The sequence below is a fragment of the Proteus appendicitidis genome (assembly GCF_030271835.1).
Classification (GTDB): Bacteria; Pseudomonadota; Gammaproteobacteria; order Enterobacterales; family Enterobacteriaceae; genus Proteus; species Proteus appendicitidis.
Genome location: NZ_CP127389.1, coordinates 3,874,249 through 3,897,706, shown reverse-complemented (window position 1 = coordinate 3,897,706; position 23,458 = coordinate 3,874,249). Strand labels below are relative to the sequence as shown.

The 23,458-nt window shown below is 37.0% G+C and carries 24 protein-coding genes; 9 read left to right on the top strand and 15 right to left on the bottom strand.

Annotated elements, in window-relative coordinates:
- Positions 1-78: 78 nt before the first annotated feature.
- The 6 genes from glpD to gntX form a co-directional block, all read right to left on the bottom strand.
- Positions 79-1,572, bottom strand: coding sequence for a glycerol-3-phosphate dehydrogenase (gene glpD, locus QQS39_RS17790; protein WP_151436389.1), 1,494 nt, complete (start codon positions 1,570-1,572; stop codon positions 79-81).
- Positions 1,573-1,881: 309 nt separating this feature from the next.
- The gene (locus QQS39_RS17785) at positions 1,882-2,640 is read right to left on the bottom strand and encodes a DeoR/GlpR family transcriptional regulator (RefSeq protein ID WP_006534541.1); all 759 of its coding nucleotides are present in this window, start codon (positions 2,638-2,640) and stop codon (positions 1,882-1,884) included.
- A gap of 38 nt (positions 2,641-2,678) precedes the next feature.
- Positions 2,679-3,518, bottom strand: a complete 840-nt coding sequence (gene glpG, locus QQS39_RS17780; protein WP_151436388.1) for a rhomboid family intramembrane serine protease GlpG — start codon at positions 3,516-3,518, stop codon at positions 2,679-2,681.
- Between the two features lie 19 nt (positions 3,519-3,537).
- Positions 3,538-3,864 carry a thiosulfate sulfurtransferase GlpE gene (glpE, locus tag QQS39_RS17775; RefSeq protein WP_285805082.1) on the bottom strand — a complete coding sequence of 109 codons (327 nt, stop codon included), beginning with the start codon at positions 3,862-3,864 and terminating at the stop codon, positions 3,538-3,540.
- A 181-nt stretch (positions 3,865-4,045) separates the two neighbouring features.
- Positions 4,046-4,624 carry a Fe-S biogenesis protein NfuA gene (gene nfuA, locus QQS39_RS17770; protein WP_151436386.1) on the bottom strand — a complete coding sequence of 193 codons (579 nt, stop codon included), beginning with the start codon at positions 4,622-4,624 and terminating at the stop codon, positions 4,046-4,048.
- 60 nt (positions 4,625-4,684) lie between these two features.
- Positions 4,685-5,377, bottom strand: coding sequence for a DNA utilization protein GntX (gene gntX, locus QQS39_RS17765; protein WP_151436385.1), 693 nt, complete (start codon positions 5,375-5,377; stop codon positions 4,685-4,687).
- A gap of 36 nt (positions 5,378-5,413) precedes the next feature.
- Between gntX and bioH the strand changes: the two genes are divergently transcribed.
- A complete protein-coding gene (gene bioH, locus QQS39_RS17760) occupies positions 5,414-6,184 on the top strand; it encodes a pimeloyl-ACP methyl ester esterase BioH (RefSeq protein WP_285805081.1) in 771 nt (256 codons plus the stop codon).
- Between the two features lie 46 nt (positions 6,185-6,230).
- Here the strand turns inward: bioH and QQS39_RS17755 are convergent, their stop codons facing one another.
- The 6 genes from QQS39_RS17755 to yihI form a co-directional block, all read right to left on the bottom strand.
- Positions 6,231-6,689, bottom strand: coding sequence for an OsmC family protein (locus tag QQS39_RS17755; protein WP_151436383.1), 459 nt, complete (start codon positions 6,687-6,689; stop codon positions 6,231-6,233).
- A 214-nt stretch (positions 6,690-6,903) separates the two neighbouring features.
- Positions 6,904-7,134: a FeoC-like transcriptional regulator gene (locus tag QQS39_RS17750; RefSeq protein ID WP_100159654.1), complete on the bottom strand. Its 231-nt coding sequence runs from the start codon at positions 7,132-7,134 to the stop codon at positions 6,904-6,906.
- A 19-nt stretch (positions 7,135-7,153) separates the two neighbouring features.
- Positions 7,154-9,481: a Fe(2+) transporter permease subunit FeoB gene (feoB, locus tag QQS39_RS17745; RefSeq protein ID WP_151436382.1), complete on the bottom strand. Its 2,328-nt coding sequence runs from the start codon at positions 9,479-9,481 to the stop codon at positions 7,154-7,156.
- Positions 9,482-9,529: 48 nt separating this feature from the next.
- The gene (gene feoA / locus QQS39_RS17740) at positions 9,530-9,766 is read right to left on the bottom strand and encodes a ferrous iron transporter A (RefSeq protein WP_036914344.1); all 237 of its coding nucleotides are present in this window, start codon (positions 9,764-9,766) and stop codon (positions 9,530-9,532) included.
- A 397-nt stretch (positions 9,767-10,163) separates the two neighbouring features.
- Positions 10,164-11,615, bottom strand: coding sequence for a DUF4026 domain-containing protein (locus QQS39_RS17735; RefSeq protein WP_285805080.1), 1,452 nt, complete (start codon positions 11,613-11,615; stop codon positions 10,164-10,166).
- A gap of 225 nt (positions 11,616-11,840) precedes the next feature.
- Positions 11,841-12,338, bottom strand: a complete 498-nt coding sequence (yihI, locus tag QQS39_RS17730; RefSeq protein ID WP_151436380.1) for a Der GTPase-activating protein YihI — start codon at positions 12,336-12,338, stop codon at positions 11,841-11,843.
- A 188-nt stretch (positions 12,339-12,526) separates the two neighbouring features.
- Between yihI and QQS39_RS17725 the strand changes: the two genes are divergently transcribed.
- The gene (locus QQS39_RS17725; protein ID WP_151436379.1) at positions 12,527-13,999 is read left to right on the top strand and encodes a glycosyltransferase family 39 protein; all 1,473 of its coding nucleotides are present in this window, start codon (positions 12,527-12,529) and stop codon (positions 13,997-13,999) included.
- A 2-nt stretch (positions 14,000-14,001) separates the two neighbouring features.
- On the top strand, positions 14,002-14,553 hold the full coding sequence (locus QQS39_RS17720) for a GNAT family N-acetyltransferase (RefSeq protein WP_285805079.1): 552 nt from the start codon (positions 14,002-14,004) through the stop codon (positions 14,551-14,553).
- Here the strand turns inward: QQS39_RS17720 and QQS39_RS17715 are convergent, their stop codons facing one another.
- The 3 genes from QQS39_RS17715 to QQS39_RS17705 all read right to left on the bottom strand — a co-directional run bounded on the left by QQS39_RS17715 (position 14,554) and on the right by QQS39_RS17705 (position 17,147).
- Positions 14,554-15,216 carry a hypothetical protein gene (locus QQS39_RS17715; protein WP_285805078.1) on the bottom strand — a complete coding sequence of 221 codons (663 nt, stop codon included), beginning with the start codon at positions 15,214-15,216 and terminating at the stop codon, positions 14,554-14,556. It abuts the gene before it with no gap.
- On the bottom strand, positions 15,197-15,571 hold the full coding sequence (locus QQS39_RS17710; protein ID WP_285805077.1) for a hypothetical protein: 375 nt from the start codon (positions 15,569-15,571) through the stop codon (positions 15,197-15,199). Before QQS39_RS17710 ends, QQS39_RS17715 begins: the two co-directional genes overlap by 20 nt.
- A 217-nt stretch (positions 15,572-15,788) precedes the next feature.
- Entirely contained in the window at positions 15,789-17,147 is a 1,359-nt protein-coding gene (locus QQS39_RS17705; protein WP_285805076.1) for an NCS2 family permease, read from the bottom strand.
- Between the two features lie 453 nt (positions 17,148-17,600).
- Between QQS39_RS17705 and QQS39_RS17700 the strand changes: the two genes are divergently transcribed.
- The 6 genes from QQS39_RS17700 (at position 17,601) to QQS39_RS17675 (ending at position 23,444) form a co-directional block, all read left to right on the top strand.
- Entirely contained in the window at positions 17,601-20,120 is a 2,520-nt protein-coding gene (locus QQS39_RS17700) for a two-partner secretion domain-containing protein (RefSeq protein WP_285805075.1), read from the top strand.
- Between the two features lie 76 nt (positions 20,121-20,196).
- Positions 20,197-20,565, top strand: a complete 369-nt coding sequence (acpS, locus tag QQS39_RS17695) for a holo-ACP synthase (protein ID WP_285805074.1) — start codon at positions 20,197-20,199, stop codon at positions 20,563-20,565.
- A 22-nt stretch (positions 20,566-20,587) separates the two neighbouring features.
- Positions 20,588-21,343 (top strand): SDR family oxidoreductase, encoded by a 756-nt coding sequence (locus tag QQS39_RS17690; protein WP_285805073.1) that lies wholly within the window; start codon positions 20,588-20,590, stop codon positions 21,341-21,343.
- 12 nt (positions 21,344-21,355) lie between these two features.
- On the top strand, positions 21,356-21,934 hold the full coding sequence (locus tag QQS39_RS17685; RefSeq protein WP_285805072.1) for a hotdog family protein: 579 nt from the start codon (positions 21,356-21,358) through the stop codon (positions 21,932-21,934).
- Between the two features lie 12 nt (positions 21,935-21,946).
- Entirely contained in the window at positions 21,947-22,249 is a 303-nt protein-coding gene (locus tag QQS39_RS17680) for an acyl carrier protein (RefSeq protein WP_285805071.1), read from the top strand.
- A gap of 40 nt (positions 22,250-22,289) precedes the next feature.
- Complete coding sequence (locus tag QQS39_RS17675) at positions 22,290-23,444, top strand: aminomethyl transferase family protein (RefSeq protein ID WP_285805070.1); 1,155 nt, start codon at positions 22,290-22,292, stop codon at positions 23,442-23,444.
- Positions 23,445-23,458: the final 14 nt, after the last annotated feature.

Sequence of the window (23,458 nt, the reverse complement as noted above, 5' to 3'; positions counted from 1 at the left end):
AAAAGTGGCGCGGTATTAGGCGCCACAAAAATTGCTAATAAAAACATCGAACAGAGTCAGAGAATAGTATGACTACTCTTATGAATTTTGAGTATTAGCTGCTAACCATTGGGCAATACGTTGTTTTTGTTCGTCATTTAGCCACATGCCGAGTTTAGTACGACGCCAAATAGCATCATCAACTTCGATAACCCATTCTTGTTTCACTAAATAACGTAATTCTGCTTCATACAGGTTATGACCGAAGTTTTCGCCCATGCCTGCTAAATCAGTAATGCCTTCAAGCAGTAATTCCGTGTTGCTACCATAAGTACGTGCAAAACGTAATGCCAGCGCTTCTGGTAACCAAGGGTGACGTTGGCGAATTAAACGTGAATAACCATCACGATCACAACCTTCTAAATTACCGCCTGGTAATTGACCATTTTTAGTCCATGCTTTACCCATGTTAGGGAAGTAAGCAGTGAGCTTATCAACAGCGTGTTCGCCTAATTTACGATAAGTCGTTAATTTACCACCAAATACGGATAACAGAGGTGTTTGGCCATTATCATCGTGAACATCTAAGGTGTAATCACGGGTAATTGCTTGTGGTGAATCTGATTCGTCGTCACATAATGGACGCACACCAGAGTAATTCCAAACCACATCTTCTTTGGTTAACTGCTTTTTAAAGTGATCGTTATAGACTTTCAGTAAATACTGAACTTCGTTGTCATCAATCGCGACATCTTTAGGATCGCCTTTATATTCAACATCCGTCGTACCGATGATGGAAAACTCATCCATCCAAGGAATAACGAAGACAATACGGTTATCTTCGTTTTGCAAAATATAAGCTTGTGGTTCGTTATGAGCGCGAGGAATAACAATATGGCTACCTTTAATTAAACGGATACCATAAGGTGATTTCAGTTTTAAGCCTTCATCAAACAGTGTTTTAACCCAAGGGCCAGCCGCATTGACAAGTGCTTTTGATTGATAGAGCGATGTTTCACCAGTACGTAAATCCTGTGCTTCTACCATCCATAAATTATTTTCACGCCAAGCACGAGTAACTTTAGTTCGTGTGCGTACTTCACCGCCACGACGAACGATTTCTTGTGCGTTGAGTACCACTAAACGTGCATCATCAACCCAACAGTCTGAATATTCAAAACCGCGTGTTAATTCTGGTTTTAAAACAGAGTTTGCACCAAATTTAATGCCTTTACTGCTTGGTAGGCTGACACGTTTTCCTAAATGATCATAAAGGAATAGGCCAATACGGATCATCCACGCTGGGCGTAAGTGTGGTTGGTGTGGCAGGCGGAAACGCATTGGAAATGCAATATGTGGTGCTAAGCGTAATAACACTTCACGCTCTGCCAGAGCTTCGCTGACTAAGCGAAACTCGTAGTGTTCTAGATAACGTAAACCACCATGAATAAGTTTAGAGCTTGCGGAAGATGTCGCACTTGCTAAGTCTTGAGCTTCCAGCATAAGTACTGAAAGGCCTCGGCCAGCTGCATCCGCCGCAATTCCAGCGCCGTTTATTCCGCCGCCGATGACAATCAAGTCTTGAGTTTTCATAACATCCTCCTACGAATGCGCGAAACAATTCTTTAATGTTCGTTTTCGCTCATAATTGTAATGAAGTTTGATGAAAATGCCAACTATATAACTGATAAAAAACATAACCGCGTGATATGGGTAACAATTTATTATCATATCCATATGTTTTGTGGGCTTATTAAAAATAAGCAACATTGTTAATGTATTAATAAAAAAAGAGCAGGAATGGATTAAAAAGAGAGTAAATAGAATGAGTTAGTCAGTATTTAGGAGAAAAAAGGCGAAAAAAAAGTACCTGATAAGGTACTTTTTGAGGATTTTATTTAATTAACATAATTCGAGTTGAACGTTGTGCTGCTCAACAATTTTTTGGATCCCTGCTGGCGGTTCTTGATCGGTAAATAAGTAATCGATCAGATTCATATTACCTAAATTCACCATCGCATTACGACCAAACTTAGAATGGTCAGTCACCAACATTACACAGCGTGAATTTTCGATAATTGCGCGTTTAGTGCGAACTTCATGGTAATCAAACTCAAGTAGAGAACCATCCATATCAATACCGCTTATCCCTAAAATACCGTAATCAAGACGGAATTGAGAGATAAAATCCAGCGTGGCTTCACCGACAATGCCGCCATCTCGTGTACGCACTTCACCACCCGCCAGAATTAAGCGAAAGTCTTCTTTGCCCATCAGTAACGTTGCCACATTGAGGTTGTTGGTCACGATACGTAGGTTTTTGTGGTTAATTAATGCATGTGCGACAGCTTCAGGTGTTGTGCCGATATCAATAAACAGTGTTGCACCATCAGGAATTAAGCTTGCGACTCGTTGTGCGATACGTGATTTTTCATCAGACCACATAATTTTACGATCATGGTAAGCGGTATTCACGGAGCTTGAAGGTAATGCCGCGCCACCGTGGTGACGTTGGATTTTGTTCTTTTCCGCTAATTCATTTAAATCACGTCGGATTGTCTGTGGGCTGACTTCAAAATGCTCCACCAATTCTTCAGTGCTGACATAGCCTTGTAGGCGTACCAGTTCAATGATGGCATCATGTCGTTGCGTTTGCTTCACAGGTATCCCCTAATGTTAAAAATATCATGTTAATTTTATTATGATCTACGAGATAATTGATGTCGATTATCCCACAAAGCCATCAATAAGCCGATAAGCAAGCCTGCAAAATGTGCAGTATTTCCGATAGAGTCACCTAAAACGCCCATATAACCCGCAACAATCCACAAAATCGAAAAGACGAGTAAGCCTGTTGGAGCGCCTATTCCCTTTTTGGGGTTATATATTCCGGTTAAGCCTACATAGCCAATTAATGCGTAAACAACACCAGAAAGCCCCCCAAAGTTGGAGTTTGTAAACAGTGATTGCGCCCAATTACTAAAGAGCGCAGAAACGAGCATGATGACAAATAACTTACCCGTGCCTAATCGCTGCTCTGTTTGACTTGCGAGATACCACCACATGGCAAGGTTAAAGGCGATATGCATTAGTGAGAAGTGAACAAACGCAGGGGTGATATAGCGCCAAACTTCAAAGTTCAGGCTCTCGTTATAAGGCCATGCTAGATGGAGCATAACGTCATAATCGCCGACCGCTTGTTGCCAAATAAAAATCAGGACACATAAAATGACTACCAGTACCGTTAATGGTCCTGATCGTTGCACCATATTTTTTATTGAAAAAGCGGGGCGATATTTGATACCAGTATTTTTCGGATCACCAGTTTGCCAACTTGCGGCTTGGTAACGTGGGTGAAAAGGCTCACGTAAAAAAGTATTTAGTTCTTTTTCAACCACATCCAACTGATGTTGGTCTTCTAACCAAAGTGAGATCTGCTGATTTTCATTTTTTGCGTGAATTCTCACGCCTTTTGTTGCCATGTAATTGACAAACAAATCAGCTGCTTGAGGGTTAGAAAGCGTAATAATGTGGATCATTAATAAAACTCATCTGTAGTTATTGCAGAGAAGTTGTCGCTTGTGGAAACTCTCTTAGCCATGCTTCAAAACCACCGTTAACACTATAAACGGTTTCAAAGCCCATATTGACCAGATATTGAGCTGCGCCTTGGCTGCTATGGCCGTGATAACACATCACCATAACAGGCACATCAAAATCAGCATTTTGTAAAAATGTGTTTAGCGTATCATTGGTGAGATGAAATGCGCCGGTAGCATGACCCATGCGATAACTCTGAGGATCTCTAACATCAACTAATATCGCCGATTGAGATGTCCAGAATTGATAGGCTTGTTCAATGCTGAGAAATTGAAACTTATCCATAATTGTCTTATTTATTATATTGTTAATTGATTTATTTGTTCTGAGCGAGAGAACGATACATTTATCATAACGTCAAATCGGTAAAGATGACGTTACACTTTGTAAATGATTATTTTAATAAACAAATCCCCCATGATATCAGTGCAGGTGAGTACCATAGGGGATGTGATACTGAGAGATATCAGTAGTAGGAGTGTTCACCGCGTTGGTGTTCAGTTAAATCTTTCACACCTTTTAACTCTTCTGGGAACAGGTTTAACAGTTCTTTTTCGATACCATCTTTTAATGTGACATCAATCATTGAACAACCGTTACAACCACCACCGAATTGTAAGATAGCATAACCATCTTCAGTGATTTCCATGAGGCTAACGCGACCACCATGGCCCGCTAATTGTGGGTTAATTTGTGATTGTAGTACGTATTCTACGCGTTCAATTAACGGTGCATCAGCATCGACTTTACGCATTTTTGCGTTAGGTGCTTTCAGGGTTAATTGTGAGCCAAGTTGGTCAGTGACAAAGTCAATTTCCGCATCTTCTAAGAAAGGCGCGCTGATGTCATCAACATACGCAGAAAGTTTTTCGAACTTAATTTCAGTATCGTTTGGCTCTACGGCATCAGGTGGGCAATACGAAACGCCACATTCAGCATTAGGTGTACCCGGATTGATAACAAATACACGGATTTGGGTGTTGGGTTCTTGGTTAGCCAGTAGTTTGGCAAAATGCGCCTGTGCGGCATCAGTAATAATAATCATATCGTCTTGCTCAATAGTTGACTGTTCTGGTTGGTTATCATACGCCCAATTGGCGGTTAACTACAAGGTTCGACAAATCGCCCATACCTCAACAGAGCGTGCTCCCGCACGAAATAACAAGGGTATAATGCTCTTTAATGTCGCACCTGTAGTGATAACATCATCAATTAGTGCCAGATTTTTCCCTGATACCGACACTGTGTTATTTAATACAAATGCATTCTTTAAATTTTGTTGCCTTTGCTTGGCATTAAGATGCGTTTGCACCAGTGTAGCACGAGTTCTTATCAGGGTATCAGGTTGATAAGCACAATTTAGCCACCTTGCCAAAGGCTTAGCGATAGCTTCTACTTGCTCAAAGCCTCTAGACCAACGGCGATGACGATGTGAAGGAACGCTAATAATTCTGTCAGGTTTCTGCACCAAATTTTCTCGTCGATGTGCAAGCCATCGCAAGAGAAAAAGTCGTGCAAGACATAACGCTATTTGAGGGCGAGGTTGGTATTTATAAAGGTGTAATAATTTATTTAATGGTGGTTGATAGTCAGTGACTGTCAACATCTGTTTCCATGGTGGAGGCGATTGTAAGCAGCGTCCACATAGCATCATAGAGTGGGATGAGGGATATAAACAGCATGGGCAACGATGATGCTGTTTAGGTAAATAGCGAATACAACTCGAGCAAATACCTTTAGTATCATAATGTAAGGGTTGACGACATAACCAACAATATCCTGCTATTGTTATCCACATAATGAACATCCTTGTAAAAGAAAAGAGAGCATAACAATGAATAAATTGTATTGGCAGACAATCGGTGAAGGAAAAACAGATCTTGTGCTATTACATGGGTGGGGGTTGAATGCACAGGTTTGGCAATCATTAATACCTCGATTAAGCTCGCATTTTACATTGCATCTTGTTGATTTACCGGGCTATGGTCGTAGCCAAGGTTTTCCTGCTCTGACATTAAAAGAGATGGCAGAAATTGTTTTTGCCAACGCCCCTGAAAATGCAATTTGGTTAGGTTGGTCTTTAGGTGGATTAGTGGCGAGCCGTGTGGTGTTAGATAATCCCAATCATGTACAAGCCTTGATTTCGGTGGCATCTTCGCCTTGCTTTGGCGCTCATAATGATTGGCCGGGTATCAAACCTGAGGTTTTAAAAGGCTTTGAGCAGCAATTAAATGAGAATTTTCATCGCACCGTTGAACGCTTTTTAGCGCTACAAACATTAGGTACAAAAAGCGCCCGTGAAGATATGAAAGCATTAAAATCAATGGTATTAGAACAACCACTACCTACTGTTGAAGTGCTTAATGGTGGATTAGAAATTTTGAGAACGGAAGATTTACGAGAAGAATTGAAAGCGTTGCGTTGTCCTTTTATTCGTTTTTATGGTTATTTAGATGGCGTAGTGCCACGAAAAGTAGCTGGATTATTAGATGCTATTTATCCTCAATCACCTTCTGTTATTTTCCGTAATGCCGCGCATGCTCCGTTTATTTCGCATCCCGATGAATTTACGCAAGCGTTAATTAATGCTTGTTCTCTTAAGTAATCCATTTATCAATAACTGCCCCAAATAGGGGGCAGTCGTATTTTTCTTACGCCATTACATTTTCAATACTGTATGAAGTTTCACAAATCGGTGGATTTTTGATTGTGTCAAAGACAGGACAAGTTCGCTCAATAAAGGCGATAAATTCAGCAATTTCTTCTTCGCTATTGTCTGCCTGAATAAAGAAATGAGTGGTAATTTTACTAAAACCTATTTTGGCTTGTTTATTTTTCCCCATAAAACCATCGGTATCTAATTCTCCTCTGACTTCAATACGAATATTTTCAAGCTTGATATCGTGCATACGCGAAAAGCTTTTTGCAACAATGCCCTTACACGCCCCTAGTGTACCTAATAGTGCTTCAACGGGGTTCATTGCACTGTCTTGTCCACCTAATGATGGAGGTTCATCAAGGAGAAATTGAAATTGACGTGAGGCACATTGCATCTGTAACCCACCTTGATCACCACTGGTAACAATCGATGAAAATTCAGTTATCGGCATAATCTATTATCCTTATAAGAATGATCGATGTGTATAATTTCATTTTGGACGTAAAGACGTCTCGACGTCTTGTTTAAGTATCGAATTATGATGGGATAATTAGAAAAGTAAACCAATAAATAAGAAGATAAAAAATGGCATCATTAACGATAAGACAAAAAAAATCCCTTACCAAGGTAAGGGATTTTGCATTTAAGCGATATTTAACAAACAGTTAACGTAATTGATAAAGCTTTGTTTGGCATGCGGTGGCTTCAGGGCAACTTTTACAACTGCCTGTGAGACAATCTTCTACATCCACCTCTTCAAGCTTACCCATCAATGTGAGCCGCTCTAACATTGCTTGCACCAAAGGTTCAGGCATATTGAGTTGATGGCTGATAAGACGGGCATCGGCTCGACCATTAAGGGCGATACAATCACGTACTTCTATCAGACTTGCCATCTTACTTTTCCTTTGTCACTTAGTGACAACTACCTTTTGAACAACATTGTTTTGATAATGAAGGTTTATTGCTTAAGTTAATTGTTAGGCGACTACGCGCATTACGCAACAAGATAAATAAAATTAAGTTGAAGATAACCACCGCTGCAATCGTTATACCGCTGCTTTGTGGATGTTCACTAAAGGTTGCCACTTGATAGAACAGGGCTGCCAATGAGTAAGCAATATTTAATCCCCAAAGGATAGAGAAAGTCATCCAACCACGGCTTGTTTCACGGGCGATAGCACCCATTACTGAAACGCAAGGTACATACAGTAAAACAAAGATTAAGTAGCTGTATGCCGCAACGCCTGAGCCAAATTTAGCGCCCATGGTGCCCATGGTGCCGGTATCCATTTCACCATCACCTTTGCTTGCTTCAATTGGATTAGAAAGCGCAGCGAGAGTGAAGGTTTCTTTTAAGCTATCCCATGTTTCACCAAAGGCATCACCAATTTCGCCCCACAGGTCGAATTCTTCAGGATCAAATGGCTCATTAACAATGCTTTCTGCGGTATAGAGGGTATTTAATGTTCCCACTACCACTTCTTTCGCCATTGCACCAGTGACTAAACCAACTGTTGCTTGCCAGTTATCACTATGAACACCAATAGGTTGCAGTAATGGTGTGATCACTTTACTGACAGACGCTAATGCAGAATCATTGATGTTATCCGCAGGTTTACCTGAGAAGGTAAAGCTGTTTAGCGCACCAATAAACATACTGGCAATAATAATGACTTTACCTGCACGTACCACGAAGCCTTTTAGACGTTGCCATGTTTGCATGAGCAACGTTTTTAGGTGAGGAACGTGATAAACTGGCAGCTCCATCACGAAAGGTGAGGCTTCGCCACGCATAATGGTGTGTTTTAGCAGTAAGCCTGTGAGGATAGCAACTACAATACCCAGAAGATAAAGTGAGAAAACAACACTTGCGCCATTTTTACCAAAGAAAGCAGCAGCAAATACAGCAAAGATAGCTAAACGTGCACCACAAGACATAAACGGTGCCATCAATACGGTGATCAGGCGTTCTCTTGGTGCATCCAGTGTACGCGCACCCATAATGGAAGGTACGTTACAACCAAAACCGACAATCAGTGGTACGAATGATTTACCCGGTAAACCCAGAGCCTGCATCAATCTGTCCATTACAAATGCAGCTCGTGCCATATAACCTGAGTCTTCAAGAATAGATAAGAACAGGTACATCATTCCGATTTGTGGCACTAATGGAAGTACCGTATTAATACCGCCACCGATACCTTGAGCAAGGAAAATGGTCAGCCATTCAGGGAAGTTAAAGGTTGCACCAATCCATTGAATACCATGGATAAAGATAGCTTCAGAGCCACCTTCAAAAGCAGGCTGTAAAGCACCACCAATGTTAATTGCGAGCACAAACATTAAGTACATAACAAACAGGAAGATAGGAACACCTAACCAACGGTTTAATATCACTTTATCGATATTTTGCGTCAGGATATTAGGCTTAATGGCTTCCATATTAATCACGGCATGGCAGATGCGCTCAATATTTTGATAACGGGCATCAGCAATGACTAATTCGGGTTCATTGTTATGTTCGTCTTGAATTCGTTGGCGAATGGTTTTGATATCGTCACTAGTGATTTGAGCACGTTGGTGAGTATAGATATCACCCTCTAAGCACTGTAATGCCATCCAACGACGTTGCTGTAAATTAAACTCATCGTGATTAATTTTTTCAGCAAGTGCCTCGACTTCATTAAGTAACCATATCGGATAAGATGTCAGTAATTCTTGTGGTTTTTTCTTTTCAGCAGGGAAGGTATCAATGGCTTCTTTGAGCTTATCAATTCCCGATGCTTTGGTTGAAACCATTGGAATAACAGGGCAACCCAGTTGCTTTGAAAGTGCCTTGATATCAATTTGCATATCTTGGTGTTCTGCAATGTCGAGCATGTTTAATGCCACGATACACGGAATACCAAGCTCTAGTAGTTGCAATGTCAAATAGAGGTTACGCTCAAGATTTGATGCATCAACCACGTTAATCAGCATGTCTGCTTCATTACTTAAAATAAAATGGCAGGCAATTTGTTCATCAAGCGATGTTTGTTCTGAGATTGTCGTTAAAGAGTAAGTGCCGGGCAAATCGACCAGCTCAATTTTATGATTTGCAGTTGTGAAACGACCAACTTTGCGTTCGACCGTTACACCCGCCCAGTTACCCACACGTTGGCGAGAGCCTGTTAACTGATTAAAGAGTGTTGTTTTACCAGCATTAGGATTGCCGATAAGACCTATAGTGAGAGGAGTCATAATAGTGATGCCAATAGTTGTCTTGCCTGGTTGAATGAGAAATAACGATTATTTTTCGTTATGAACCACTTCGCTAAGATTAATGAGTGCGAGATCTTTTTTTCTCAAAATTAGGGATACTCGGTGCGTTTCTATTTGAATAGGATCACCCAGTGGTGCGATACGAATAACGTTAAACACAGCGCCAGGTAACATACCTAAAGATAATAATTTCTGTCTGTATGCAGGGCTAATCTGAGGTGAGTAGCTCAAGATTTTATAACTGTGATTTGGGATCAGAGACATAATCGTCCTTCCACGAATATTGATACAAAAAATAATGATACTGATAATTATTAACGGATATGAGAATTCACATAATAATATTAAGGTTAATTATAATAAATATTTTTAATGCTAATGAGAATTATAATTATCCTTATTGGGTATAATTTAGCCTAGTCTATGCATGTCTACACTTGATTTAAATCAACCAGAGAAAAGATATTGAGATGAAAATAGACTGTTTATCTTATCTGTTACTAGACAAAAACAGAATGTGAAGAGTTGAAATGTCAACGTAGCAACAAAATAACAATTAATTAATGATATTAACGGATCACAATATAAAAACAGATTTCAAGAATATAAAGAGCGCGAGCTTAAGTGAAAAGCTCGCGTTGTTATGGTGAATATCCGCTAATTAGTGGGTTTGCTGGTGGCTAAAAAGTTGGTAAATATTGTTAGGGGTATAACTATTATCTTCGTATGAAACGACCCAATCAGTTATTAATGCGGTGTTGATAGGATAGATTTCACCTTCTTGCATATCCTCAACATAAAATGGCACGTTGAGTAATTTTGCATAAATGGTATCTCCATCACGAGACTGCGGCACAAACCACATATGCTCTAGCTCTTTTTCTTCCTCTTCCTCTTCACCATAAGGAATGCCGAACTTGATCATAAATTGCCACGGGTTTTCAGTCTCTTCGGGTTTGTCTTTTCCTAATAATTTGGATAGAAAACCACTTTTTTTCTCAACAGGCGGTTGATTGTAGTTATCAAACATAGAAACGAAGTATTCCCAGCGTCGCTTGGCTTTTTCAGACATCTCATAGGTTTCTTCATTGCTACGCAGTAGCATCATCGCTTGTTGCTCTTCATAACCTTTAAAGAAGGTTTCTAAAACAGGGTTTTCTTCATTGGTTCTAAATAGCATAGAAGAAGGATGTTGATGATATTCATCACGATCAGCCAAATCACCCAAGAAAACGCCATTTGGTGCGCCTTCAGTGTCATAACGCATCTCTTCTAAAGGTCTAAGGCTATCAAGAGGCGTTGATTGATTAATATGACGAATACCTTCTTCAAAAGGTAATGCGACAAGATACTCCAAACCTGATGATGTTTGACCACACAGCATCGGTTCACCAAATTCAATTTGGCGATGATTAATACTGTTGTTAACAAAGCAGCGGAAGAGATCAGGAATACCATAGTAAGATTCAAGCATACTTGGAATAACTAAATCGACTTCTGTTAAGCCGCAACGCGCTAATCCATGCGTATGGAACCAAAACATCGTGGGTGGATCATTTTCTGTGTCATAGACAGCATGAATAACATATAAGCTTTCTACTTCAGGATAGAGGTCGGGCGTTTCTAATTGAAAGCGTATCCACTCAGGTGTTAATGCTTTACCTGCCGCTGATTCATCTAATGCTAAGACCATTTCAGGTGCGATGATATTAAGAAAATTCAGTTGATGGCGATAGCTTGCTAAAGGATGTAAGGTTTCAGTAAAAAGTGTTTCTAATAATAAATCTTGCGTTGTCGCATTCGCATGTGCGAGTTGTTGTGGTGTGAGTTCATCAGTCGAATACATTGGACGTATTTCGTAATCTTCATCACAAGGATAAAGGCAGACAAAAAAATGTAACTCGTCATCACCATGCTGGCAACGATAGAAAAAACCGTCGTCAATATTTTCACTTAGATAATTGATTTCACCATCAGTGTAATCGGTCTGTTCTTCTAGGCGTTGTTCAATAAGCGCATAGTTTAGTGGCTGTGCAGGGAAGGCCACTATACGAGAGGGCACTTTTTCTCCTTGCCCGGCTGCGATATCTAAGTACTGCTGTTTGTTATCCATATTTTTTATCACTCGTATATTAAAGATAGAAAAATAGGATATCAGGGATAACAAGAGAGGAATAGATGGAGTTATCTGAGCTTGAGAGGGTTATTTGATCTATTGTTAATAATCAGTATTAATAAAAAGTAAAACAGAGAATAAGCCATAAAAACAAAAGGATATCAATAAATTATTGATATCCTTTAGATGCAAGGTAATCAAGGCAAATGATTAGCCTTTTGATTATTTACCTTTTAGTAATTGCATGATGTCTTCAGTTTTTTCTTCATCGTCATCATCTTCAAACTCAATACCTAGCTCAACCATTAATTCGTCAATGCGATCAAGGGTTTTCTCAGTATAAGCTTGTTCTTCTGCATTGAGTTTTTCACCGTTTTCAAGACGAGACAGTAGTTCATCTAGACGTGCATCGTTTTCTAATAGGTCTAACTCTTGCTCAGGCGTTAAACGAACAGGCTCTGCTTTAACTGGCGCAGGTTTTTTCTTCACAACTTTTGGTGCATCGCCCACAATCAGAGGGATCGGTTTTTTGCTACCAATACGTGGATCTTTCGGCGCTGTATTGTTCGCTTGCTGTTTATTTTCCGCTTCCTGCTGACGGTTACCAGCAGGATTGCCACGGTGTTTCTTTTGACGTTTACGTTCACGTCCTTCCGCGTTCAGCTCTTCACGCGATTTCTTACGTGCTTTAGCTGCGGGCTTTCTTTTAATCATATTCATAATGGTAACTCGATAGTGATCTTCTTGGTTGCGCAATCTATCAGAAACAAATTTTCAATAAAAGCGCAAATTTAAGACAATTTAATTTTTGCTCACGTACAATGTGCGGTTCATTTCACTATACTTTACTGTGTTGTGACGTCAATTAACGACTAAATTAAATTAATTAACTTAAATTTCTATTTATTATGACATTAGCATCTGCACAATTACGTAAACCAGTATATTGGTGGGTTATTGGTTATGCGACTCTTTGGATCTTAGTGAGTTATTTTTTTGACCCTACAGTGCCTTATGATGCCGTTGAGGCTGTCAATTGGGGCATTAACGGAGGGTGGGGTTCCCCCAAAAATCCTTGGTTTGTGGGTTTTATAATGACACCCGCTATTTATGGCGGTATCGATTTTAGCTTTTATTGGTATTTTATCCACTTTATTGTCATTGCTATTGGGCTATTAGGTGTTTGGAACTTAGCCTACAAGTTGACACAAAATACTCACCTAGCTTGGTTTGCTATGTTGGGGCTTAATTTATCGGGTGTGATCAACTTTGATATTATCCCTTATAACGATAACTATATTCTAGTGGGTTGTTGGGCATGGGCGTTCTATTTTTTCCTTTGTGCCATTAATGACAATCAAAAATATTGGATTGCCTTCGCGATCACGATGGGTATTGCCACAATGGGGAAATATTCATCATTAGCTTTTATTGGTTCTGTGTTTGTATCAAGCCTTTTTGTTCCTAAAGTTCGAGCAAGTTATCGCTCTCCTTATTTCTATTTAGCATTGGCTATTTGGTTTGCTTTTGTTATTCCCAATTTTATTTGGTTATGGCAAACCGATTTTGCGGCGTTTAAATGGGTCGATTCTCAAATTGAAAACCGTTTTAATTTACGTACAACTCGCGCTGCACTGACTGTTTTTTACCCAGTGATTTTAATGTGGGGAATTTTACGTTTTTATGGTGGGCGTGTTAGTTGGTCTGCTTCTAAAGATAGCCAATTACTCAATTTTATTTTTTTGTTTCCATTAACGATTATTTTTATTTGGTTTAGTTTTCATGAAGGGGGGCGTATCAGCGAGTGGTTACAACCCTTTATGTCGATTGCGACTGCGCTTTTTGTGGGTTCAATTAGTGTAATGCCTAAACGTTCATTACGTGGAGCACTGTATGGTTTAGGTGTTTTCGGTATGTTGGTTGTTTCTGGTTATACTGTCGTTCAAGCCGCTAATGTGCGTAATGCAGGGCAAAAATTTATTGGCGTAAAAACCTTTGTGCAAGATGTTGAACAAGCTTGGCATCAGCATTATCACACGCCACTTGCGTATGTGGGCGGTGAATATATGCATGAGTGGGTGACTTTTTATGGCAAAGATAGACCATTATCTTCACAGCCTTGGGTGTTAGCAGAGAATGTGCAACCACCTAATATTTATAATCGACATATTACACTTCAACAATTAGAAGAAAAAGGTGTCGTATTGGTAAGTGAAGTGGGCTATTACTGTGAAAAAGCACATTTTGATGAAGGATTAAAGCACTGGCCGAGTTTAAAAATCGCTGGTACTCAAGAGATAATGTTTCGTGCTGAACCAGATGCCATTACCGAGCCTGTTTGTATTGCTTTTGTGGCACCAAAAACACATAAGGAAAAGTAGAGATGCGTTACGCTGATATTCAGGTTGAAACAGAAAGATTGATATTGCGCCCTTTTGAAATGAGGGATGCTGAAGATTGGTTTAAGATCATGAGTTCACCTGAAGTGACGCGCTACTGGAGCCATCTCCCTTGGCAATCACTGCAAGAAGCGCAGGAAGATATCATTCAAGATATCACGCATATGGAAAGAAAAGAGTATCTGCGCTTAGCGGTGATCGATAAAACAACACATGCACTTATGGGCATGTGTGTTTTCTTTAATCATTACCCTAATTCAGGACGTGGCGAAATAGGGTATTGCCTTGATATGGCTTATCAAGGCAAAGGTATTATGAAAGAAGCTATGGTCGCGTTTATTGAGTATCTTCAAACACATCTATCTGTTCGCCGTTTAGAAGCAGATATCCACCCAGATAATAAAGCATCAGCGGCATTGTTAGCGAAATTAGGTTTTGAACAAGAAGGGTATCTTAAACAGCGCTGGGTTGTGGGTGATGAAGTTTCTGACTCTGCTATTTTTGGTTTGTTATTGCCTGCTATAGATAAAGCCTAATTAGGTGCTTTCTATTAGTTTTGATATTGCAAGTAAAACGACTCTTTCGCCAAAATCGCCTTCTGGGATATTTAGATTTTCTAAGAAGGCGAGATCAACATTGAAATCTATTGAAGAAGGTCTGCTCCAAATATGAGCGCTGTTTATTATGAGCGATTTTTTATCGCATTCATAAAGCATCAATTCACCATTAGAAAAGTATTTATGTGATAACGTATTATTATGACAATGCATAACGTAAAGCATAATATTTTCTGAATTTGATAAACCAATTGCCCATAAGTTCATTCCACCCAGAGTTTGCTGAGTATCACTAATTACGCCACCATAAATTTCAATTATTTTTAAATAGATTGCAACTGAAATACCTAATGAACGATATTCATTATCTACATAGGCAGATTCTATTTGGGGTAAATTAGGTGAAAATAATATGGGCGCAGATAAATTAAAAGTCATTACATAATTAGCAACAACAATATTATTTTTTATATCTTTAACATATAACCGACTTAATTCAATACTAACTTTTTCTCTTAATAATATGTATTCTTTTTGGTCATTATCTAAAATTACACCTAATTCATCTATTTCGCCAAAATCCCCGCTATTATCTGGATAAATAAGTCGTTTATTATGGCGATCAATTAAAATGGGTGGCATTCATTTGAGCCTTTTTATGCTGTAAGTTAAAAGTTTTAATCATTCTTTTAAGTTTTCTATGATTAAAAAGTTTTTCATATTGTACTTTATATTTATTATTTATTTTATTTGAAAAAGACTCAGATACAACACTAAATCCTTTTTTATTTTTAGAGGGTTCTAATTGAAGCTCAAGAATAGGATAAACATTATCCCAAATAGCGGTTTCTTCCCAACCATCATTAAGAATTAAGACTCTAGGTCTTGTTTCACGTTCTTTCATTATTCTAACTTCGAAATTAACACCTTCACTATCTTTAATTTCACCAATTAGAATAGTTCTACTTGCTATTGTATGAGGTGAACGTTTATTCATTTCTCCTCCTGATAGTTAGTAAACTTAAAGTGATCATGATGAATACAATGTTGGTAAATAATATAATTATTAATAAAATTATTTATTACATACCATTATAAACAACCATAACGTTCCCTTTATAGTATTTTAGAGATGTTTAAAAATAAAGCAAAAATATCACCTGATAAAAAATAGGAAAAGCAATAGTCCGAGAACTATTGCTTTAGAATGTCGTTTAGAAAAGATTATTCAAATCAATAACATGAGTATCAATCAGTAATATTTTCAAAATAAACAGCAGTGAAACAATCACAACACACAGATTAATTTCTTTCCAGCGGAATGTACCCACTTTCATTACACAATAAGCAATAAAACCAAGTGCGATACCTTCGGTGATTGAGAAGCTAAACGGCATCATTACTGCGGTGATAAAGGCAGGAACGGATTCTGTTAAATCATCCCATTTCACGCGCGTTAAACTGGATGTCATTAATACACCCACATAAATCAATGCGCCAGCCGTTGCGTAGCTTGGTACCATACCTGCTAGCGGTGATAAGAAAATCGCGAGTAGGAACAGAATACCAACAACAACCGCGGTTAAGCCTGTGCGACCACCAACAGAAACACCTGAAGTACTTTCGATAAAAGCAGTAACGGACGATGTTCCCATTGCAGAGCCTGCAACAGAGCTTAAGCTATCGACGTATAACGCTTGTTTCATGCGTGGAAATTTACCTTTGTCATCGGTTAAACCTGCTTTATCAGTCACACCAATTAAAGTGCCGGATGAGTCAAATAAGTTAACCAACATAAAGGCAAAAATCACACCAGAAAGACCGATATCTAAGGCACCCATAATATCCACTTTACCAACAACAGTGGTGATAGATGGAGGTAGAGAGAAAACGCCTTGGTAGGTGACATCGCCTAATAACAGACCAATCACAGTAGTGATAACGATAGAAATAAGAATAGCTGCGTGAATATTACGTGCGGCAAGAATGGCGATAATAAAAAAGCCTAATGCACCCAATAACACGTTATGAGAGGCAAAATTACCAATAGTGACGATCGTGTCATTATTAGGAATAATAATACCCGAGTTTTTTAGCCCCATCATGGCGATAAACAACCCGATACCGCTTGTTATACCGACACGTAGACTCAGTGGAATGTGGGCAATTATCCAATAACGAATACGAAAAAGAGTCAGTAAAAATAATCCCACAGCACCCCAGAAAATCGCACCCATCGCGACTTCCCACGAATAGCCCATTGCACCAACTACCACAAAGGCAAAGAAGGCGTTTAGGCCCATTGCAGGGGCAACCGCAATAGGTAGATTTGCCACGAGTCCCATTAAAATACTACCAAAAGCCGCAATTAAGCAGGTTGTCACGAAGACGGCTTTGATATCCATATTGGCAGCGGCAAGAATTTGAGGGTTAACGAAGATAATGTAAACCATCGTTAAGAAAGTCGTGACACCCGCAATTAGTTCAGTGCGAGCGTTTGTACCGTGTTCTTGTAGCTTAAACACACGTTGGAGCAAACCCTGTGATCCAGAATTTGGTGATGACATGCTCATAGACAAAAGATCCCAAAAAAAATGTTTTTCGCTTTATCCTACACAAATAAAACCAGAACTGCACCTAAAAAGTAATCGATTGCTTTTTTTAGGGGAGTATATAATGAAAAAGCAGTTCAAAGAGGAAATCAGTATTTTTTTAATTAAAAAACAATGTTAAAAAGCAATAAATTTATATTTAAAACAAAATTTATTTATTATTGTTTTTATTTTTTATTAGAGTTTTAACTTATATTAAATAAATTATATTTTGTTTTTGTTTTAATTAAATATGTATATTTCATCTTCTTGCCAAATAAAAAAATCTCGCTAAAGTTAATCAACCTGTAAGTTTTAAATTAGCTTTATTGCTCTACATGTAATTTTTATATATTGATATTTAACAAATCTTTGTTTTTATAAAAATAGATTTTATTATCCAATTAATAATCTTCTTAATATAAGGTAACTATAATGAATATGAAAAAAAAAGCTTCTTTTAAAATTAATTTATTAGTTTTCTCTGTGTTATCAATGTTAAATATGACGACTGTGGTACAAGCTGATCCTATGGCTAATATCGTGGCGCAACAAGAGCAAGAAAATAGTAATGTTAATGTTCTTAATATTGCAGCCGTAGTTAATGGTTATTCGCGTAACTTACTGACCAGTTTTGATGTTCCTGAAGTGGGATTAATATTAAATAATAGTACAGATGGTGCAGAGACCCAATTATCTGGGCATATTGCAGGTAATAGTAATTTATCAAGCGGTGCTGCAAAAGATATTATTCTTGAGGTTAACGCTAAAAAAGCCATTATGCTAAATGGTCCTGTTGAGGTAGCAGGAACGAATGCGCGCGTGATTTTATCTAATCCTGCGGGGATTATTTGTAGTAGCTGTAATTTCCTTAGTACCGATCGCGTGGTTCTGACAACAGGTACTGTAAATGTACAAAATGACATGGTTGATAGTTATAAAGTTGAAAAAGGAAATATTACCGTTAAAGGTAATACTGTCTTTGATAAAGTTTCAACACAGGTTGATTTCATTGCTCGTAATGTCTCTATTGAAGAGCCAGTGAATGCATCAGGTATTAACGTCAATGTTATAACCGGGACTAATGAAGTTAAAGCACAAGACAATACAGTTATTGCGCAAAAGCCAACAGGGCCAATTAGTAAATATAGCTTACAAGTGATCAAAAATGCTGGGGTTAGAAGCTTGTTACTAAAATTTGTTGGCACAGAAAATAATTCACCACTTATCAATAATGGTAGCGTTGAAACTGCAGAGGGGGGAATTGATCTTACTCATAATGGTTTACTTGAAAATAATAAAGGTAAATTTTTATCAAAAGGTGATATTAATATTGTTTTCGATAAAGGCGTTAAAAATAGTACAGGTGAAATAGAAAGTTTGAAAACCATTGTAATAGATACTAAAGGGGAGAAACTCGATAATATCCTTGGTAGTAATATTTCTGCTATTGGAAATGTCACAATCAAAAGTGGTGAATTAAAAAATAATGCGTCCTATATTGCGAGTAAAGATAAATTAGATATTCGAACTAATGGAAAAACAATCACAAATACAGCAACGGTGGGTAGCAATCTTGGTCTTGCAGCAACAAATGGCATTGCAATTAACAGTGGTTTATTTAATAACAAAAATGGAGAAATTAATTCTCAGAATGTGATTGATATTAATACAAACCTAAAAGACTTCAATAATATTGATGCTTATATTGATGCATCCGGTGGCATTAAAATTAATAGTGGTGTAATGAATAATACTAATAGTCGTCTACGTTCAGTCACCTATATTGAAATTGATACTAATGGTAAAGCACTTAAAAATGCCGGTATAACCGCAGATACTGCAAGTGATGATTCATTAGGTATTCTTAGCGGTAAAGATGGTATGACAGTTAATATTGCTGGGCTAGTTAATGACAAAGGCATTATTGCTACAGATGGTAATATGAGTTTTACTAACAAAGGCGATATTACTAATCAATGGGGACAGATTAAATCCGGTGGTTTCTTAACGTTTTATAGCACTAAGATCAAAAACCTCTATGGTGGTTTAGCATCGAAAAACGGGGCTAATGTGACTTTATCGACAACATTAGATAATAACTTTGGCGTTTTCTATTTAGAGGGCGACAAGGTTACTATTAACGCACCTTATATAAATAATAATAAAGGCGTTATTAAAGGTGATTCCCTTTATTTTAAAACGGATAAATTTAACAATATATCAGGGTTTGTGATTACTCAGCAGAAATTAGAAATTGATACACCAGAACTCACTAATAATAATAGTTCAGATTTTAAAACAGAAATGGGATTCTATTTGGGTCAATCCAATCAGAAAGGGGGATTAATTAGTAAAGGAGAAATGAAATTACAAGGTCATAAATTATTGGAAAATAAAGGAGGGCGTATTGTGACAGAAAATGGTGATATTGATATTGAATTTACCTCTGTTAATAATGAAAATGGTATTATCGCATCATATAAAAATGCCTCTGTAGTGACAAGCTCTTTTTCCAATTTACAAGGAACGTTATTTGGCCGAGATAAATTAAAATTACAAACTGACACATTGAAAAATAATAACACCGGTACGGTTGAAAGTAATAATTTAAAAGGTGTTATTGCATCAAGTGGTGATAATGAGGTGGCGGTTAATCGAGATTTTGAAAATCATGGTGTAATTTCCGGTGTGGAACATTTACGTGTAACGGTTAACGGCAAATATACCAACGCTGCTAATAGTATTATGTCTGGTAAAAATAGTTTCGAATTAAATGTGAAAGGAAATATTATTAACTACGGTATTCTCAATTCAATAAAAGATTCTACTATTTCTGGCGAAAACATTACTAATGAGAAATCAGGCACTATTGTTGGTAGAAACAGTATTACCATTAACAATCGGGGTACTTTTATCAACAAGGGTAAAATTATTGGACCTATAAATGAATAATATTTTCTAATCTGTATATGAGCGATGTTTTATCGCTCATATATTAAATAATACATTATCTTGAGTATTAGAAAATATGAGAATTGGAACTGATATTATAGAAATAAAAAAAGTTACTATTGCAATCACCAGAAATAAAGAACATTTAATTCAACGATTATTAACAGACTATGAAAGGAAAAGTATTGGTGTAGTTAACGAAAACTATCATCGTATTGCAGGCTTTTGGGCTGCGAAGGAAGCTGCTGTAAAAGCAATAGGTACAGGATTTAGATTGGGTATCTTATTTCATGACATTGAAATAAGACATGATAAATATGGAGCGCCTTTTTATTTTTTCACTGGAAATTTTTATAATTTATTTAAGAAAAGAAAGCTAATTAAATCATCATTAAGTATTTCTCATTGTGAACATTACGCAGTAGCTATTGCTATTTTTAATTGATGTATTTTATAGGTGTTCTATTATGTTTATATATTCTGATTTAAAAAATAAGAATGTTATTGTTACGGGAGCCAATGGCGATGTAGGCATAGCAATTTGCCATAAATATCTTGAACAACAATGTCATGTTTATGCTATATATCACAAAAATAGAAGTAACTTAGATAAATTAAAAAAAGAAAATAAAGATTGTGACTATTTGCATATATTACAATGTGATATCAATAATAATAAATCGATTGGTGATTTTTTAGCAATACTCAAAGCGAATGTTCACGCTATTCATGTATTAGTAAATAATGCAGGTGTTATTAAAGATGAATTATTTTCTACTATAAATATGGATGAATTTGAATATGTTATTAAAACGAATTTATTAGGAACTTGCCAATTTACTAAACAGTTATTATTTTTCTTAAGGTCGGCAGAAAAGGCGACCATTATTAATGTTGCCTCCATTGCGGGAATTGTACCGAGTATTGGCCAAAGTAACTATAGCGCAGCTAAGGCAGGTATTATTGGTTTCACACATACCTTGGCTGCGGAGTTAGCGAATAAAGGCATTCGAGTTAATGCAGTGGCTCCGGGCATGATTGAGTCTGATATGGTTAAAAAAGTATCACGACAAGTGGTACGTCATATTAAATCCATTATTCCATTACAGCGATTAGGATTAAGCTCTGAAGTTGCCAATACCATTGTATTTTTAAGCTCTGAGGCATCTAGCTATATCGTTGGGCAAACGTTAATCGTTGATGGTGGCATGGTGATGCGATGAGAGATAAACGTTATGAGCCTCTATAATCAATCGTTACTGCCACCGGCTCTATTTTTAAAAATAGGGGCATGGCGACAACCAACAATAATGGTAGATAGAATAATCGATTTTGTACCAAGTGAAAAATCCATAATTAGAGCTATCAAACATGTCACTTTTAATGATCCGTATTTATTAGGGCATTTCCCTGGCGATCCTGTGGTACCAGGAATTGTGGTCGCTGAAATCTTTGGTCAAGCTAGCGAGTATTTATCTTTTATCGATGATTTCTGTTTGATTTATAAAGCAGAGCGAAATATTGAATTAAAAACATTCAAGGAAATATCAAAAGCAATAAATGAACCGGCATCAGAAATAATTTTAACTCAGCATCGAAGTAAAGTTTCCGGTGTACTGGCTTCACAAAACTTAAGATATAAAAATTCTGCATATCCCGGAGATACAATAGAAATAAAAAGTATTTTATTATTTTCTGATGAGAATAATTTTAAACATTATTCAGTTGAGGCTAGAGTTGGAAAGAAAATAATTGCAAATGGCACAATAGTAAATTTTAGAGCATATTACCATTCAGATAAAAATGAAACTTAGGATATTAATATTATGGAAAATTATACTAGTTTAAATGAGAAAATTGAACAAAGAAAAAAAATGTTAAAGCGAGTAAAAGAGGGGCTTATTGAACGGCTTAATTTACATAAAACTATTGATCAAATTGATGATGATACTCCCTTATTTGGTAGTGGATTAAAATTAGATTCCGTTGATGCAACAGAAATTATTGTTTTTCTTAATGATGAGTTTGATATTCAAGTAACAGAGGGAGACGATCCCTATTATATGAGGACGATAAATAGCTTAACAACATTTATTTTAAATAAGTTACAAGAAAAAGAAGATGTATAATTGAAATTAAGAAATATCTTTTTTATTAATTGGAGATGTTATGAAATATTTTGAAATGGACAATAAAGATAAAATATTATTTGCGGAATATAATGGCGTCATGCTTCCAAAAAGTTATTCTAATGAACATAAAGCGTATTTTTCTGTAAGAAATAGTATATTAATGACAGATTTTTCTCATTATGGCATGGTGAAAATTTCTGGCAGTGATGCTTGGCGATTATTAAATTATCTTATTTCTGCGGATATTTCATCTATTCGTGATGAACAATTACTCTATACACTTCTTCTTGATAAAGAAGGAAAGATAATGAGTGATGCTTATGTGTTATGCGATAACGAACATTATTTCTTAATTTCTGAGTGGATGAATAGCGAATTATTATGTCAGCATGTACAAAAAGTATTTGATGAAGAAGAACAGTCAGAAAGTTATCAGATTGATACTATTACGCCTCTCTCATCAAATTGGAGAATGATCTGTCTAGAAGGACCTTATGCTTGGGAAATTCTATCTGAAATATTTGGTATGGATATTATCGGATTACCCTTTCATGAGTTTATGTATGTGAACGAAGATGTGATTGCTATGCGTGTAGGTAAACACGGTGAATATTGTTACCATATTATGGGTAAGGAAGGTGAATTAATTCAACTTTGGCAAAATTTGAGTGCATTGGCTGAGAAATATGATTTAGAAATAGGGGGAATCGATGATTTAAAAAATATTCGACTCGAAAATCCTTGCTGGGAGCCACAAGTGATTAACCCATTTAGCCGATGTCCCATTGAGTTACAAATGCAGTGGGCAATTAGTTACGATAAGGATGAATTTATTGGACTAGAGGCGATAAAGCAACGCTCTGAGAGTGGTGTTACTCAGAAAATAGTTGGAGCAAGAATAATCAACGTGCATGAAGACCCCCATATCTCAGAAGGCGATCAAGTCTATTATAAAAATGAAAAGATAGGTGTCGTGATCCAAGCAGGGTACTCTTTTATATTAAATAATTATGTCGGAAGAATATTATTAAAGCGGGATTTTGCCTACGTTGATATTGATGATTATAAAATAAAAACAGCTAATGGTGATATTAACTTTATTACTACAAGTATTCCTTTTGTTAATAATCTAAGTTTAATTATTAATCCAACTGAAAATAGTTATCTTGAAAGAGAATATATTAATAATTAAATCTTAAAATTTTA

Excerpts from the sequence above, each read along its gene's own strand:
- glpD (WP_151436389.1), bottom strand. The coding sequence starts at position 1,572 with ATGAAAACTCAAGACTTGATTGTCATCGGCGGCGGAATAAACGGCGCT.
- glpG (WP_151436388.1), bottom strand. The coding sequence starts at position 3,518 with ATGATCCACATTATTACGCTTTCTAACCCTCAAGCAGCTGATTTGTTT.
- glpE (WP_285805082.1), bottom strand. The coding sequence starts at position 3,864 with ATGGATAAGTTTCAATTTCTCAGCATTGAACAAGCCTATCAATTCTGG.
- nfuA (WP_151436386.1), bottom strand. The coding sequence starts at position 4,624 with ATGATTATTATTACTGATGCCGCACAGGCGCATTTTGCCAAACTACTG.
- gntX (WP_151436385.1), bottom strand. The coding sequence starts at position 5,377 with ATGTGGATAACAATAGCAGGATATTGTTGGTTATGTCGTCAACCCTTA.
- bioH (WP_285805081.1), top strand. The coding sequence starts at position 5,414 with ATGAATAAATTGTATTGGCAGACAATCGGTGAAGGAAAAACAGATCTT.
- QQS39_RS17755 (WP_151436383.1), bottom strand. The coding sequence starts at position 6,689 with ATGCCGATAACTGAATTTTCATCGATTGTTACCAGTGGTGATCAAGGT.
- QQS39_RS17750 (WP_100159654.1), bottom strand. The coding sequence starts at position 7,134 with ATGGCAAGTCTGATAGAAGTACGTGATTGTATCGCCCTTAATGGTCGA.
- feoB (WP_151436382.1), bottom strand. The coding sequence starts at position 9,481 with ATGACTCCTCTCACTATAGGTCTTATCGGCAATCCTAATGCTGGTAAA.
- feoA (WP_036914344.1), bottom strand. The coding sequence starts at position 9,766 with ATGTCTCTGATCCCAAATCACAGTTATAAAATCTTGAGCTACTCACCT.
- QQS39_RS17735 (WP_285805080.1), bottom strand. The coding sequence starts at position 11,615 with ATGGATAACAAACAGCAGTACTTAGATATCGCAGCCGGGCAAGGAGAA.
- yihI (WP_151436380.1), bottom strand. The coding sequence starts at position 12,338 with ATGAATATGATTAAAAGAAAGCCCGCAGCTAAAGCACGTAAGAAATCG.
- QQS39_RS17725 (WP_151436379.1), top strand. The coding sequence starts at position 12,527 with ATGACATTAGCATCTGCACAATTACGTAAACCAGTATATTGGTGGGTT.
- QQS39_RS17720 (WP_285805079.1), top strand. The coding sequence starts at position 14,002 with ATGCGTTACGCTGATATTCAGGTTGAAACAGAAAGATTGATATTGCGC.
- QQS39_RS17715 (WP_285805078.1), bottom strand. The coding sequence starts at position 15,216 with ATGCCACCCATTTTAATTGATCGCCATAATAAACGACTTATTTATCCA.
- QQS39_RS17710 (WP_285805077.1), bottom strand. The coding sequence starts at position 15,571 with ATGAATAAACGTTCACCTCATACAATAGCAAGTAGAACTATTCTAATT.
- QQS39_RS17705 (WP_285805076.1), bottom strand. The coding sequence starts at position 17,147 with ATGAGCATGTCATCACCAAATTCTGGATCACAGGGTTTGCTCCAACGT.
- QQS39_RS17700 (WP_285805075.1), top strand. The coding sequence starts at position 17,601 with ATGAATATGAAAAAAAAAGCTTCTTTTAAAATTAATTTATTAGTTTTC.
- acpS (WP_285805074.1), top strand. The coding sequence starts at position 20,197 with ATGAGAATTGGAACTGATATTATAGAAATAAAAAAAGTTACTATTGCA.
- QQS39_RS17690 (WP_285805073.1), top strand. The coding sequence starts at position 20,588 with ATGTTTATATATTCTGATTTAAAAAATAAGAATGTTATTGTTACGGGA.
- QQS39_RS17685 (WP_285805072.1), top strand. The coding sequence starts at position 21,356 with ATGAGCCTCTATAATCAATCGTTACTGCCACCGGCTCTATTTTTAAAA.
- QQS39_RS17680 (WP_285805071.1), top strand. The coding sequence starts at position 21,947 with ATGGAAAATTATACTAGTTTAAATGAGAAAATTGAACAAAGAAAAAAA.
- QQS39_RS17675 (WP_285805070.1), top strand. The coding sequence starts at position 22,290 with ATGAAATATTTTGAAATGGACAATAAAGATAAAATATTATTTGCGGAA.